The organism is Kordia periserrulae (genome assembly GCF_003054265.1).
GTDB classification, from domain to species: domain Bacteria; phylum Bacteroidota; class Bacteroidia; order Flavobacteriales; family Flavobacteriaceae; genus Kordia; species Kordia periserrulae.
On sequence record NZ_QBKT01000005.1, the window covers coordinates 216,337 to 230,149 of the forward strand.

Below are 13,813 nucleotides of genomic sequence, written 5' to 3' on the forward strand. Positions count from 1 at the left end.
CTCGATTTTTTACTTGAATATATTCTTTTAAACCTGAGTTGGATTAATCATCATCATTTTATCACTTATAGTTAGCCAATAAATAACAGATTGTCAGTTCAGAGCGCAGTCGAGAACAACTAAGAAAGTCTATATTTCTATTGAATCTCGACTGCGCTCGATTTGACACTTTTGTAACTGTTTAAAAATCATGATTATAAATCGAATTTTAAATCGAACTCAGGTTTTAAAAAACAAATTACTCCGTCAAACCAAATCAAGTTTGGTTTCTCATAACAGTGAGAAAGCTACGATAGCACTAATTTGTGACCTTGAATCAAGTTTAAGGTGACATTAGCATGTTTACGAAAGTTTTCTATTGCTCTTCTCGATGTACCAAATCCATTGAAAAAGCTGGCAAGCAAATAGCAATGTATTCGCAATCTTCGTCAAACGGATTGGAATATTGAATGCGCGTATTTTTTTCTATTTTGATTGATTGTCCCGCTTCCAACACAATGGTTTCACCTTCAATGATAAACTGTTTTTTTCCTTTGATAATATATGTGTACTCGTCAAATTCAGGTGTTTGAAACGGCTCGCTCCATTTGGGCGGTGCAATCATGTGTGCGATGCTGATTCCAGAATTTCCGTCTGTAGCATTTCCAAAATGTTCTTCAATCAATTTGCCATCGGTAGTAGGAACTACAAACGGGCTTTTTTGGATGTGATATTTTTTATTCGCCATCTTTTTTCTCCGTTTTTTCAGTTTCTCGGTGTTTCCAATTAATCATGAATTGCTTGATTTTCGCTTCACCAGGAATTTGAATGGCTTCAATATTTAAGCTCATATCGTAACGTAAATCTTCAGGCAATTCTGTTTTATCAATCGTAAAATATTCTTGTCCATTTACGGTAATCACCAAATTTTTCATGGTGTTGTAAATGTTTTTTATTTTGTAATGCTCCCGAATATCTTTGAAGGTACTTTTTAATGAAACACCATTTTCAGTTTTGTAACGAGCATCATGAATTTGAATGGTTTCTATCTTTTCATTTTCGTCATGCTGTTGTCTTGGAATTAAGGTAAAAAGATGTTTTCCTTGCTTTTCATACACCAAATAGTGGTCGTTTCCAGCTTGCATATAATCGCCTTCGCCAATGCGTTTTACCAAAGAATCCTTCGCGAAAATAGAATCCAATTGCTTTACAGTAGCCTCTTTTGAGAGTTTTCCAATACGATCATTCTGAATTAAAAATGGGTCTTCTTTTTTAGCACAACTTACCAAGCAAGCTGCCATAAGTCCAAGAAATACGGTTTTTTTCACGCGATTTTAATTTTTGTAATTTGTTATTTAATTATTTTTTTGAGGATTCCAAAAATACTTCTGATAAAAGTAGCACTTGTCAATACTTTTACGATTGGATTTTGTCGAGTGCTTCTGCTAGACGAACTTCTGGAAGTCTTTTTTTCTGCTTCTTTCTCTTTTTCGTGAAGTACTTCTGCTTTTTCAATCTTTTCAGATAGCATTTCGTACGCACTTTCTCTGTCAATTTCCTCGTTGTATTTTTCTACCAATTTTGAGTTGTCAATGACTTCCGCTAATTCTTTTGGCGTTAATACATCCATACGGCTCATTGGTGCACGTAACATGGTGGCAGCTAATGGCGTTGGGCGTCCTTTTTCGTCTAAGGCAGAAATTAAGGCTTCCCCAATTCCTAAAGAAGTTAAGACTTCGGTAGTATCGTAAAATTCAGAATCTGGATAATTTTCAGCGGTCAATTTGATGGCTTTTCTATCTTTCGCGGTAAACGCACGCAACGCATGTTGAATTTTGAGTCCTAACTGTCCCAAAACGGCTTCAGGAATATCGGTCGGATTTTGTGTAACGAAATACAAACCAATTCCTTTAGAACGAATCAATTTGACAATACTTTCAATCTGATCTAATAACGCAGCTGAAGCTTGCTTAAAGATTAAATGCGCTTCGTCAATGAATAATACCAATTCTGGTCGTCCGCTGTCGCCTTGCTCTGGAAAGGTTTCGTAAATTTCTGCCAAAAGACTTAACATAAACGTAGAGAAGAGTTTTGGTTTGTCTTGAATATCTGTCAATCGAATGATGTTGATATAACCGCGACCGTTTTCATCAATGCGCGTTAAATCGTCCACTTCAAAAGACGTTTCCCCAAAAAACAAATCGGCTCCTTGCTGTTCTAGCTCAATAATTTTTCGCAAAATTGCACCTGTAGAAGCAGTTGAAATACGTCCGTACGATTCTTGAAATTCTTCTTTTCCTTCGTCGGTAGCGTATTGCAATACTTTTTTAAAATCTTTTAAATCGAGCAATGGCATTTTGTGGTCGTCACAGTATTTAAAAACGACTGCCACAATACCTGATTGCGTTTCGGTCAAATCTAAAATTCGAGAGAGCAACACAGGACCAAATTCGGAAACCGTAGCACGCAAGCGAACACCATCTTGATCAGATAGTGATAAAATTTCAACGGGAAAGCTTTTGGCTTCAAACGGAAATCCAATTTTTGCGTGACGTTCGTCAATTTTTGGATGTCCCGCGCTTGGTTGTGCAATTCCACTCAAATCACCTTTTAAATCCATCAATAATACAGGAATTCCTTGTTCGGAAAGGTTTTCTGCCAATACTTGAAGCGTTTTGGTTTTTCCAGTTCCTGTCGCACCTGCAATTAAACCGTGTCTGTTTAAGGTTTTTAAAGGAATTTTTACATACGAATTTGTCACTGTTTCGCCTTCATACATGGCTGCACCCATGGTGATGAAATCTCCTTTAGTAGTGTATCCTTTTTCAATATGCTCAATAAAATGATCTTTGCTGCTCATTCGTTCAAAAATTTGGCTTAAAAGTACGGATTTTGATGAAGTCTAAAAAAAATGCGTTTAGATTTCCGCAAAAGTTCTTTCACGAGCATTCATTCCAAAATAAAACATCCGCTTTTCCTAAGAAAAACGGATGTCATACGTATTATTATGTTTTATGTTAGTATCGTATAATCTTTTTCGTAACGCTGATATTATTTTCAGTATCGGTAATTCTGATAAAGTATAAACCAGCTGCTTGTCCTCTCATAGAAAGTGTGTTGTCACCTTCATTAAAGTTTCCTGCTTTGATACGTTGTCCTGTCACGCTTTTAATTTCATACGTCACATTAGCATAGTTACGAATGTTCACTGTGAAATCTGCTGCAGATGGATTTGGATAAATACGCAAGTTGCTTTCTAATGCATTTTCACCCACACTTAATGGTTCTGTAACTTTGAATAAGTTGGAAACGCTAGATGTAAATGAACCGCTACCATTGATTAAAATATTTCCACTTCCATCTTCTAAACGATAGGTTCCAGCGCCGTATAAACAGCAAATTCCGTCACCATACGAGTCGTTTAAGGTAAATGTATAGCATTCGTTAAGTGTAGTAATGGCTACATCCTGAATTTCGTCGGGTTGTGTTGTGTTGGTTCCTATGGTAGTATATGGTCCACCGCTACCGATAATCATTCCGTTAGAATCTTCTAAGGTCCATGTTGTTTCCGCTCCGTAACGGTCTGGTGTAATAATAACGCGAATCGTAGTTACTTCAAATCCTTGTGGAATTGAGAAGTTTTTTACATTAGTATCGTTTGTAAGTGATTCGTCTGTACCACCATTAGGATTGGAAACGGTTGCTGTAAATGAATGTGCGCCTTCGCCAGTTACTGCGATTGGACTTAATACGATATCTTCAAATTCGTCCAAAGCCAAACTTCCTGTCCAATTGATAACTACTGGTGTGTCTGTATCTAGTTGATGCGTAATGGTTGCACTTGTCAATTGTAAGTTTCCAGCATTTGTAATTCGGATGGTTGGTGTGATGGTATTTTCACATAAATCATTCGGAATATTTAATACAGAAACAGCTGCATCCGTATCAAATGTTTGTGCTGGAGGAAATTGTCCTAAAGTAATCGGATTGGTTCCTGCTGGATCTAACCAAAATTTTAATTGGGAAGCATTGGTAGTTCCAAAATCCCAAGAAACACCAAAACGCCCATAAATGTCATATCCACCATTATCATTGGTTCCTGAACATGCTGCTGTACCTCCAGAGAGTTTCCCGATGATATATCCATCTTGGTCAAATAGCGGAGAACCTGAAGAACCTGGTTCTGTAACACCTAAATCCCAATCAGCAATACGCCACATTTCTGCTGCTGGATTTCCGTTGAATGTAGTCGTTTGTCTGGTTGCACCTTGCAAGTCTACACATACTTTTTGAATGTCTCCACTAGGATGATGAACACCCACGTTTAATGAAGGTACTGCTGAAGTTGAGCGATTCCATCCTGCCCATACCAAGTTAGCACTGTTGTTTGTAAAGAAAGCCGCATCTGTAATTTCTAGTAAAGCCATATCCGATTTGGAGTTGAAAGCTCTTAAAATACTACCACTAGCCGTTTGGATGAAGGAATTGTTGATACTTGGTGCATTTGTAGCACAGTCTGCAACCGACTCGTCACTTGCCCAATTGAATCGGAAAGCCCATCCAGCTACCGAGCCACCCAAACAGTGATTTGCCGTTAAGAAATACGGTGTTCCATCATTATTAGTATTGTTTACCAATGCTCCGGTACAAAAACCATTTCCGCTTACAACAATCATAGCTACTGATTTTTTTAAATCTTCTTTAATGTCGTGTGCGGTGGAGTTAAACGCAGAAATATCACAATTCACATCTACGTTACAAGGGCCGGAATCGTTTAATGCTTTTCCAGGAGTATCCTCAAAAGTTAGGGTACGGTATCCGTGAATAACATTCCCTATTTCTAATTTTCCTTGACCTCTCACTTTTGCAGGTTCAAAATATTCAATCCACAGACTTTCGCCAGCAACCATCCAAGTTCCTAATATTTCTTCAGGATTGTTGTGTAAATGCGTGTACGGATTTAATACTTCTGAACGATCATCATTATAAATATATACTTTTCCGCCAATTGGAATTTTGTAGCGTTCAAACAAAACATTCATGGTTAGTGCTTTTGGAGAGATGATATTAATTCTCCATATACGGTCTCCATTAGGTAATTCGTGCCATTGCCCTGCATTTTCAAGACCGAAGCTTACAAAGTGATCATATCCAAATCGCCATGGTTTGGATTTGTCCAAATCGTTCACAGCATCTTCTGCTTTTAAAGGCGCTAAATTAGGTTTTGGTAATTGTATTGGAGTTACGTTATCAATTGAAGGAATGCTCCAACTTTCTGGTTCTAGTTGTTGAGAATTTTGTGCCGATACCTGAAAAATAAAGGCAAGCAACACAAAAAGCGTAAAGTTTTTCATAGTAAATAGGTTGATTAATTTGGTTTACAAAAATTTTTTGTCGGGAAATTAACAAAAAAATAACATTTTAAGCCATAAATCTCGAATTAATCCTGAATAAAATAATCAGAATATGAGAAGTTTAACAGATTTACGGTAAAACCATATTTCTCCATTTCTTTTTTGAAAATCAGTTAGAAAGTAATATTCTTGTATAGCCTACCTTTTACAATATATGTATGAAAAAAATCTTAACTATTGTTTTTCTTTTTGTGGGAATACATTTTACGGTTGCTCAGAGTGATCCGTATATTGATAGTGTAAAGCATTATTTGACCATTAATGGAACGCAAACGCAATACGAAAATGCCATTGATGCGATGTTTGTGATGTTGAAAAAGCGTTTCAAAGCGTATGGAATTTCAGAGGCAATTTGGACAGAATTAGAAAGCGAGAAAGCAACACATGTAGAAGATATAAAATCAATTTTGGTTTCTGCTTACAAAGCGTATTTCACGCTAAATGATATTAAAAACATGACCGCTTTCTATGAATCTACAGCTGTCAAACAAATGCGGGCTGACAAAACGAAACTCACCGATACGCAGCGACAACAAATCGTGAATTTTTACAACTCAGACACTGGCTTGAAAATGATTGACAGTCGTGAAGGTTTGGCAAAAATTGAAGGCGAAATTTCGCAACAATGGAGTGGTGAATTGTATAAAAATGTCCTTGCGAAACTTGCGGCTAAAGGATATAGTTTAGATTAAATCGCTTCGCTCAATTCAAGGATTTAAAAATTCAATAATTCAAGGTTTTTTTCTTCGCTTCGCTCAATGTAAGAGTTTTAGACGCGCTTTGCTTTTAGAGTTTAGACTGCTTTGCTATTAGATTCTAGATTTATCTTGCTTTGCTCAATTTAGTTTTTCTTAGTAATCAATTATCAAATTAGCACATTTTCAAATCATCAAATTGGTATGTTATCAAATCAAACAAAAAGCTTTGCTAAATAATCATAATGTTCACCTTCTAAGACGAGTTCGCATTGCAAACCGCACGAGTGCGCCGCATTTTGTAGCGTGTTGTAATCAATGTATAACCAAGGAAATGGCGCTTCGTGTTCGCCTTTGTAACTTACGTAGTATAACAATTCGCCGTAATAATCCGTGTCGGAAGGAATCCATTTTCCACCGTCTTCATCTTCGTCAAACATGTAAATGATATCGGAAGAATCTACCAAAATTTGTCCACCATCATTCAATAGCGTTTTTAAATGATTGAGAAAATCAGCAATTTGATTCAGTTTTCCACACATGCCAGCGCCGTTCATCAACAACAAAATCGTGTCAAATTTCCCTGAAAATTGCATTACATCTGCAACTTCAGCATGTTGTACGCCTCGCAATTTGCAAGCTTCAATGGCAGCGGGCGACACGTCAATGGCAGTAACTTCTAGTTTGCGTTCGTTTTGCAAATACAAACTGTGACTTCCTGCGCCGCAACCCACATCAAGTACGTTTCCTTTTGCGAGTTGTAATGCGGTTTGCTCTAGCAACGGCATTTCCGAATACGAACGAAACAAATACGGAAGTGGTAATGAATCTTCTTCCGAAATTGAAGTCGCTGTCGTAATATCTTCTGTGTAGTTTCCCTGTTGGTAATCTAAAATCGCTTTTCCGAATAAATCTTTCATGAATAGTATGCTTGTAGCAAAAGTACAGCAAGAAATTGAACTTTTACTCGATAATTGAGATTTAAAATAGGGCAACAGAAAGACATAAAAAAAGCAACGACTCCTCACAAATGGATTCGTCGTTGCGGTTGTTAACTATAACCTAAATAATTAACAGAATTACACTAGTCCCTAAAAATTCCCCAATTTGCAAGGCTAGGCTTTCATTCTTTTCATGAAAAATGATACTATAGTTATGGTTTAGTACTCTGAAGTGTCGTGTTATTTATTTTGTTACCCAATACATCTAAAAAAATGTGTGTATTTTTGTTTTTTAAGAAAAATGCACATGCAAGATATTATTGATGATTTGCCAAATAAGGCAAAAGAAGTTGAAAAAGAGAACCAGAAATTCTTCCATAAACTACGAAAGAAAACGCCTAAAAATTTAGATTACATCATGCAAGAATTGCACGAGGAAGAGTTTTCAAAAACGGATTGTCTAGCTTGTGCCAATTGCTGCAAAACGACGAGTCCAATATTTACAAATGCTGATATTGCGGGTATTTCCAAGCATTTTCGCATGAAAGAACACCAATTTATCAGTCAGTTTTTATACTTTGATGAAGACAATCATTACGTGTTGAAAAGTGCACCGTGTCATTTTTTGGGAGCTGATAACGAATGTATGATTTACGATGTGCGACCTAAAGCCTGTCGTGAATATCCGCATACCGACCGCAAAAAGTTTCATAAAATTTCAGACATTACCATGAATAATATTGCGATTTGCCCTGCAACCTACAATATTGTAGAAAAACTCAAATTGGTGATTGAAGGTAAAGGAAAACAGTAGTTTGGACTAATTTTTAGAAAGTCGTATCTTTAAAAACACATAAAAACCTAGAGAATTGGATACTATTTTAGCATATTTTGATGGCATTCCATCGTCGCATCGAAGCCTAATTTTAGTGGGCGGAATTGCGTTTTTTTGGTTGATAGAATACCTAATTCCGCTATTTCGATTCAACTATAAAAAAGTAAATCACGCAGGTATTAATATCTTTTTTACGCTGACAACGATTGTGGTAAACTTTGTATTGGCGTTTCTACTATTCAAAGTTTCCGAATGGACCGTAGCCAATAATTTCGGAATTTTACAATGGATTGACTTGCAATTTCCAGAATTATCCGCTTGGTGGTATGTGTTAATCGGAGTCGCGTTGCTAGATTTTATTGGTGCTTGGCTCGCACATTATGTAGAACACAGAGTACCGTTTTTCTGGCGTTTCCATTTGGTACATCATACTGATACACATGTAGACACGACAACGGCGAACCGACATCATCCAGGCGAAAGTGTGATTCGTTTTGCCTTTACACTTTTAGGGGTTTTTATTGTGGGTGCGCCGGTTGCGATTATCATGTTGTATCAATCAATGTCGGTAGTGTTGTCGCAGTTCAATCATGCGAATATCAACATTCCAACAAAAATTGACAGATGGATTAGTTATGTAATTGTTTCACCCAACATGCACAAAGTCCATCATCATCATGTGTTGCCATATACAGATACCAATTATGGAAATATTTTCTCTATTTGGGATCATCTCTTTAGAACCTTTGCGGTGAAAGATCCAAAAACGTTAGTGTATGGCGTTGATACCTATCCAGATGCGTCTGAAAATGCCAATTTAAAAAGTCTTTTAAAAATTCCATTCAACAAATACCGTCCGCCAACGACGCTTCATGCGGATGAATAATTATATACTTTATGAAATCACTGCTACGGAGTTCTTTTGCGTTATTGTTGTTGTTACTAGTACATTGCAAAGAAAATACTTCCCAAAAACAATTCTCAAAAATGATTGACATTCAAGGACATCGCGGTTGTAGAGGATTGTTGCCAGAAAATTCTATGATAGGATTTGAAAAAGCCATTGAATTGGGCGTGCATACGTTAGAATTGGACGTCGTGATTTCAAAAGATAAAAAAGTTGTGGTTTCGCATGAACCATTCATGAATCATGAAATTGCGCTCGATGTACAAGGAAATCCGATTTCGGAAAGTGATGAACTGAATTATAATCTTTATCAAATGAGTTACGACAGCATTCATCAATACGATTGCGGTAGCAAACATCATCCACGATTTCCAAATCAAGAAAAAGTAAAAGTCTCAAAACCGTTGCTTTCTGAGGTTATCGAAATGGCGGAAGCAAAAACGGAAAAAACTATACGATACAATATCGAAATCAAGCGCCAACCTTCGTATGATGAAGTATTTGCAGCAAAAGTAGCAGAGTTTGTGCGTTTGGTATTGGAAGTCATTCAAAAATATGATTTGGGCAATCGTGTCAATTTGCAAGCATTTGACTTGGAAACCTTAGAAGAAATCAAAAAACAAGCGCCTTCGATGAAAATTGCGTTGTTAGTAGATGACGGCGAATCCATCGATGACAAATTGCAACAACTTAGTTTCACGCCAGAAATCATCAGTCCGTACTATGAATTATTAACACAAAAAAATATCGCAAACTATAAAAAGAAGCAGTTTTTAGTCATTCCGTGGACGGTGAATAAAAAAAGTGACATGCTCCGATTGATTGATTGGAATGTGGACGGAATTATCACAGATTATCCAAATTTACTAACAAAACCCTAAAAACTTCATGCAACACGTGTTAGTCATTGGCTATGTGTGGCCAGAACCGAATTCATCAGCCGCAGGAACGCGTATGTTGCAATTATTACAACTCTTTCGAGCAGAAAATTGGCACGTAACCTTTGCGTGTCCCGCAGCGAAAAGTGTGTTTTGTGTAGACTTACGTCAGATGGATATTGCTACCAAAACCATTCAAATTAATGACAATAGCTTTGACGAATTCATCAAAAAATTACAGCCAACCATTGTACTGTTTGATCGTTTTATGATGGAAGAACAATTCGGTTGGCGTGTGGCGGAACATTGTCCTGATGCACTGCGAATTTTGGATACGGAAGACTTACACAGTCTGCGAAAAGCACGACATCAAACTTTAAAAGATGGAAAAGAATTTCATATAGACCAATTAAAAAATTACCAATTGGCACAGCGCGAAATCGCCAGTATTTTACGCTGTGATATTTCACTTATGATTTCGGAAGTAGAACGCAATCTACTCATCAATGACTTTCAGATTGACGAAGCCTTATTATTATACATTCCGTTTATGTTGGATGAAATTCGTCCAGAAGCAAAAGAAAAGCTACCCACTTTTGAAGCGCGACAACATTTTGTTACGATTGGAAACTTTTTACACGCGCCCAATCGTGATGTGGTTTTGTATTTGAAAAAGGAAATTTGGCCAATCTTGCGAAAAAAACTACCCAAAGCCGAAATGCATGTCTACGGTTCGTATGCTAAAGAACACAATTTACAACTCAATCAACCGAAAGAACGCTTTTTTGTAAAAGGCAGAGCAGAAAGTGCGGCTGAGGTTGTCAAAAATGCACGAATTGTATTAGCGCCGTTACGTTTTGGCGCAGGTTTGAAAGGGAAATTTATTGATTCAATGCAAAACGGAACACCTTGTGTTACAACATCTATCGGCGCAGAAGGCATGCATGGCGAGTTGCCTTGGAACGGAATTGTTTCTGACAATTTAGAAACTTTAATTGAAGAAACCGTCAAACTGTATACGGACAAAAATCGTTGGTTGCAAGCGCAGGAAAACGGTTTTGAAATCATACAACAGCGGTATCAAAAACAGTTCTTTCAGCAACAATTACTAAATAAAATTAGCACAACACAAAAAAATCTTCAAGCGCATCGCACACAAAACTTCTTTGGAAGCATGTTGCAATTGCACAATACAAAAAGTACCAAATACATGTCACTTTGGATTGAAGCTAAGAATCAGTCAATCTAACAATTTATCAATGTATTACTGTAGTAATGTTTGTACTTGATTAAAAGTAATCTCCACAAACATTTAATCGTCAAATTGATTTCTATGACAAAAGCAAGTGGTTTTTGTTGCTTTATGGGAAGCTGAATCGAGTTCAGCTTGACGAAATATATTTTCAATTCTAAATAAAAACCATGATACATTGAAAAAACCGTCACATCGAGTGAATTTCTGCCAAGAAATTTGTATCGAGATGTACTTTGATGTTAAGAGTTATCAAGGACTTCTCGATATAATTTTTCTTCATTTCATTTCGAAAACCACTCGAAGGGACGTTTTAGGTTCTACTTATTTGTAAATTAAATACTTTTTACGAGTTTTCTTAAAATCTTCCAAGCCAGCTTTCCAAGTCGCTTTGATGTCGGCTTCGGACATTCCTGACTCAATTTGTTGTTGTAATTTGTCGGTTCCTGCAAGTTTAGAGAAGAACTTATTTTTGTTGAAAAATGGTGTTTTTGGCGCGTATTGTTGGTGCGTTTTGTAAAACTCTAACAACCATTTTAATTTCAATTCTGACAAGCGTGGCTCTTTTGTTAAATTGTAACCGTTGCATTCTTTGCCATTATGCTTCGGATTTTTGGCGCCAAGATTTGGTTTTGGTGTAAAACTATATAAATGACGCTTCAAGAAATATTCAGGTGTGCCAATAACTTGAAATTGTCTGTTGGTTCCGCGCCCAACGCTGATGGGAGTTCCTTCAAACAGACACAAACTCGGATATAAGTTAATAGCTTTGTCATTTGGTAAATTTGGCGATGGTTTTATTGGCAAACTATATTCCGTTTGATGTGTATAGTTATCCACAGAAATTACAGTCAAATCGCATTGTGCTTTGTTTGCTAACCATTGTTCGCCGTTAATCATTTGAGCGTATTCACCAATCGTCATGCCGTGTACAATCGGAATTGGATGCATGCCGATAAAACTTTTAAATTCTTTCTCTAAAATAGGTCCGTCAATATAATGTCCGTTCGGATTTGGTCTGTCGAGTACGATCACAGGAATATTGGCTTCTGCGCAGGCTTCCATCACATAATGTAAGGTAGAAATATAGGTGTAAAAACGCACACCAACATCTTGCACGTCAAAAATGACAATGTCTACATTTTCAAGCTGATTGGGAAATGGTTTTTTGTTTTTTCCGTAGAGCGAAATAATGGGCAAGCCTGTTTTTATATCCTTTCCGTCTTTTACAATTTCGCCAGCATCTGCTTGTCCGCGAAAACCATGTTCGGGTGAAAAAACGGTTTTTACATCAACATTCAAGGCGACTAACGAATCTACCAAATGTGTATAAGTTGAATCGGGTTTAAAAACCACACTCGTTTGATTGGCAACAATGCCCACGCGTTTATTTTGAAGCTTGGGCAACCATTCGTCTATTTTTTGAGCGCCTACAATTGGACCTTGCTGTGTCAATTCTGCGGAAGCGTTATCAGTTTCAGTATTAGAAGCTATACCAGTATTCGTAAGCTTTTGCGGATTTTGTTGTTTGTTGGCGTCACATCTTGTGAAAAATCCAATCAATAACAACAAGAAAAATGTATTTTTGAAAAATCTATAAACCATTCTTAGTTTGAATTACGAGTTTTTTATTGCCAAACGTATTATTAAGGCAAAACAATATAAAAGTAGTGTATCTGCAACGATAATAAAAATCGCCATTGCTGCTATTGCAATTGGCATTATTATGATGATGGTTGCGATTGCTACGGGAATGGGACTGCAAAAAACAATCCAAAAAAAAGTTTCGACGTTTAATGGGCATATTCAAATCTCGAATTTTGACAATAATAATTCGGAAGTTTCATTGATGCCTTTGGATGTAAACCAAGAGTTTTACCCAGAGTTTACTGATGTTTCGGGCATACAGCACATTCAAGCAGTAGCCATTAAAGCAGGCATAATTCGTACCGAAAAAACTTTTGAAGGTGTGTTGGCAAAAGGTGTTGGTGCAGATTATAATTGGACTGCTTTTGAAGATTTTTTAACTGAAGGACGCTTTCCCAATGTTTCTGAAAAACGTGAAAATAGAGAAGTATTGCTCTCTGCATATATGGCAAGACGGTTGGAATTGAAACTGGGTGATACATTTAAAACCTTATTCTTAAAAGAAGATACAAGCGAAATTCCCAACGAACGTACGTTTGAAATCGTAGGAATTTACGATTCAGGATTTCAAAAATTTGATGCCAATGTAATGCTGGTTGACATTCGGCACATTCAACGCATGAACAAATGGAGAAACGGCGAAGTAGGTCATTTTGAAGTTTTTATTGACGATTTTAATGAGATTAACGAAAAAACCATTGAAATTTACAATAGCATTCCATCCAATTTAGATACGCAAAGCGTCATCAGTAAGTATCCGTTTATTTTTGAGTGGATTTCGTTGTTTGATGTGAATATCTTTCTCATCATCGGCATCATCATTATTGTAGGTGGCATTAATATGATTACAGCCTTATTGGTTTTAATTTTAGACAGAACACCTATGATTGGAGTTTTAAAATCACTTGGAAGTAGCGATTGGAGCATTCGGAAAATATTTTTGTACAATGCTGCATATTTAATTGGCGTTGGATTGCTGTGGGGAAATATCATAGGCATTGCGTTGGTGTGGACACAACACACATTTGGTTTTTTGAAATTTCCGAATCCTGAACAATATCACACGTCTATCATTCCTATTCATATAGAAGTATGGCATATCATCGCGCTCAATATTGGTACGCTTGTTTTATGCGTATTGATGTTGTTGCTGCCGTCGTATATTATCACCAAAATATCTCCTGTAAAAGCCATAAAGTTTCAGTAATGTTATACGTCTATTAAATTAGTAGGTGTTGTAAAAATATTAATATAAAAATCTGTAG

The 13,813-nt window shown here is 36.7% G+C and carries 12 protein-coding genes; 6 read left to right on the plus strand and 6 right to left on the minus strand.

Annotation, left to right across the window (positions count from 1 at the left end; genetic code table 11):
• Positions 1-355: 355 nt before the first annotated feature.
• The 4 genes from C8N46_RS12055 to C8N46_RS12070 all read right to left on the minus strand — a co-directional run bounded on the left by C8N46_RS12055 (position 356) and on the right by C8N46_RS12070 (position 5,333).
• Positions 356-727, minus strand: a complete 372-nt coding sequence (locus C8N46_RS12055) for a cupin domain-containing protein (RefSeq protein ID WP_108115153.1) — start codon at positions 725-727, stop codon at positions 356-358.
• Entirely contained in the window at positions 717-1,307 is a 591-nt protein-coding gene (locus C8N46_RS12060) for a hypothetical protein (protein ID WP_245896832.1), read from the minus strand. Before C8N46_RS12060 ends, C8N46_RS12055 begins: the two co-directional genes overlap by 11 nt.
• A gap of 23 nt (positions 1,308-1,330) precedes the next feature.
• Positions 1,331-2,839 (minus strand): helicase HerA-like domain-containing protein, encoded by a 1,509-nt coding sequence (locus C8N46_RS12065; RefSeq protein ID WP_108115155.1) that lies wholly within the window; start codon positions 2,837-2,839, stop codon positions 1,331-1,333.
• Positions 2,840-2,996: 157 nt separating this feature from the next.
• Positions 2,997-5,333, minus strand: a complete 2,337-nt coding sequence (locus C8N46_RS12070; RefSeq protein WP_108115156.1) for a T9SS type A sorting domain-containing protein — start codon at positions 5,331-5,333, stop codon at positions 2,997-2,999.
• A 218-nt stretch (positions 5,334-5,551) separates the two neighbouring features.
• Here C8N46_RS12070 and C8N46_RS12075 point away from each other — a divergent pair, with 218 nt between their 5' ends.
• A complete protein-coding gene (locus C8N46_RS12075; RefSeq protein ID WP_108115157.1) occupies positions 5,552-6,085 on the plus strand; it encodes a DUF2059 domain-containing protein in 534 nt (177 codons plus the stop codon).
• Between the two features lie 218 nt (positions 6,086-6,303).
• Here C8N46_RS12075 and C8N46_RS12080 read toward each other — a convergent pair whose 3' ends face one another.
• Entirely contained in the window at positions 6,304-7,008 is a 705-nt protein-coding gene (locus tag C8N46_RS12080; RefSeq protein WP_108115158.1) for a class I SAM-dependent methyltransferase, read from the minus strand.
• 328 nt (positions 7,009-7,336) lie between these two features.
• Here C8N46_RS12080 and C8N46_RS12085 point away from each other — a divergent pair, with 328 nt between their 5' ends.
• From C8N46_RS12085 to C8N46_RS12100, 4 genes are read left to right on the plus strand one after another with little or no spacing between them, the layout of a single operon-like run.
• Positions 7,337-7,843, plus strand: a complete 507-nt coding sequence (locus tag C8N46_RS12085; RefSeq protein ID WP_108115300.1) for a YkgJ family cysteine cluster protein — start codon at positions 7,337-7,339, stop codon at positions 7,841-7,843.
• Positions 7,844-7,898: 55 nt separating this feature from the next.
• On the plus strand, positions 7,899-8,750 hold the full coding sequence (locus C8N46_RS12090; protein ID WP_108115159.1) for a sterol desaturase family protein: 852 nt from the start codon (positions 7,899-7,901) through the stop codon (positions 8,748-8,750).
• A gap of 11 nt (positions 8,751-8,761) precedes the next feature.
• Positions 8,762-9,652 carry a glycerophosphodiester phosphodiesterase family protein gene (locus C8N46_RS12095; RefSeq protein WP_245896833.1) on the plus strand — a complete coding sequence of 297 codons (891 nt, stop codon included), beginning with the start codon at positions 8,762-8,764 and terminating at the stop codon, positions 9,650-9,652.
• A gap of 7 nt (positions 9,653-9,659) precedes the next feature.
• A complete protein-coding gene (locus C8N46_RS12100; protein WP_108115161.1) occupies positions 9,660-10,898 on the plus strand; it encodes a glycosyltransferase family 4 protein in 1,239 nt (412 codons plus the stop codon).
• 327 nt (positions 10,899-11,225) lie between these two features.
• On the opposite strand, the gene C8N46_RS12105 is transcribed toward C8N46_RS12100, so the two are convergent.
• Positions 11,226-12,506, minus strand: coding sequence for an exo-beta-N-acetylmuramidase NamZ family protein (locus tag C8N46_RS12105; RefSeq protein ID WP_108115162.1), 1,281 nt, complete (start codon positions 12,504-12,506; stop codon positions 11,226-11,228).
• A 7-nt stretch (positions 12,507-12,513) separates the two neighbouring features.
• Between C8N46_RS12105 and C8N46_RS12110 the strand changes: the two genes are divergently transcribed.
• On the plus strand, positions 12,514-13,755 hold the full coding sequence (locus C8N46_RS12110; RefSeq protein WP_108115163.1) for an ABC transporter permease: 1,242 nt from the start codon (positions 12,514-12,516) through the stop codon (positions 13,753-13,755).
• Positions 13,756-13,813 lie beyond the last annotated feature (58 nt).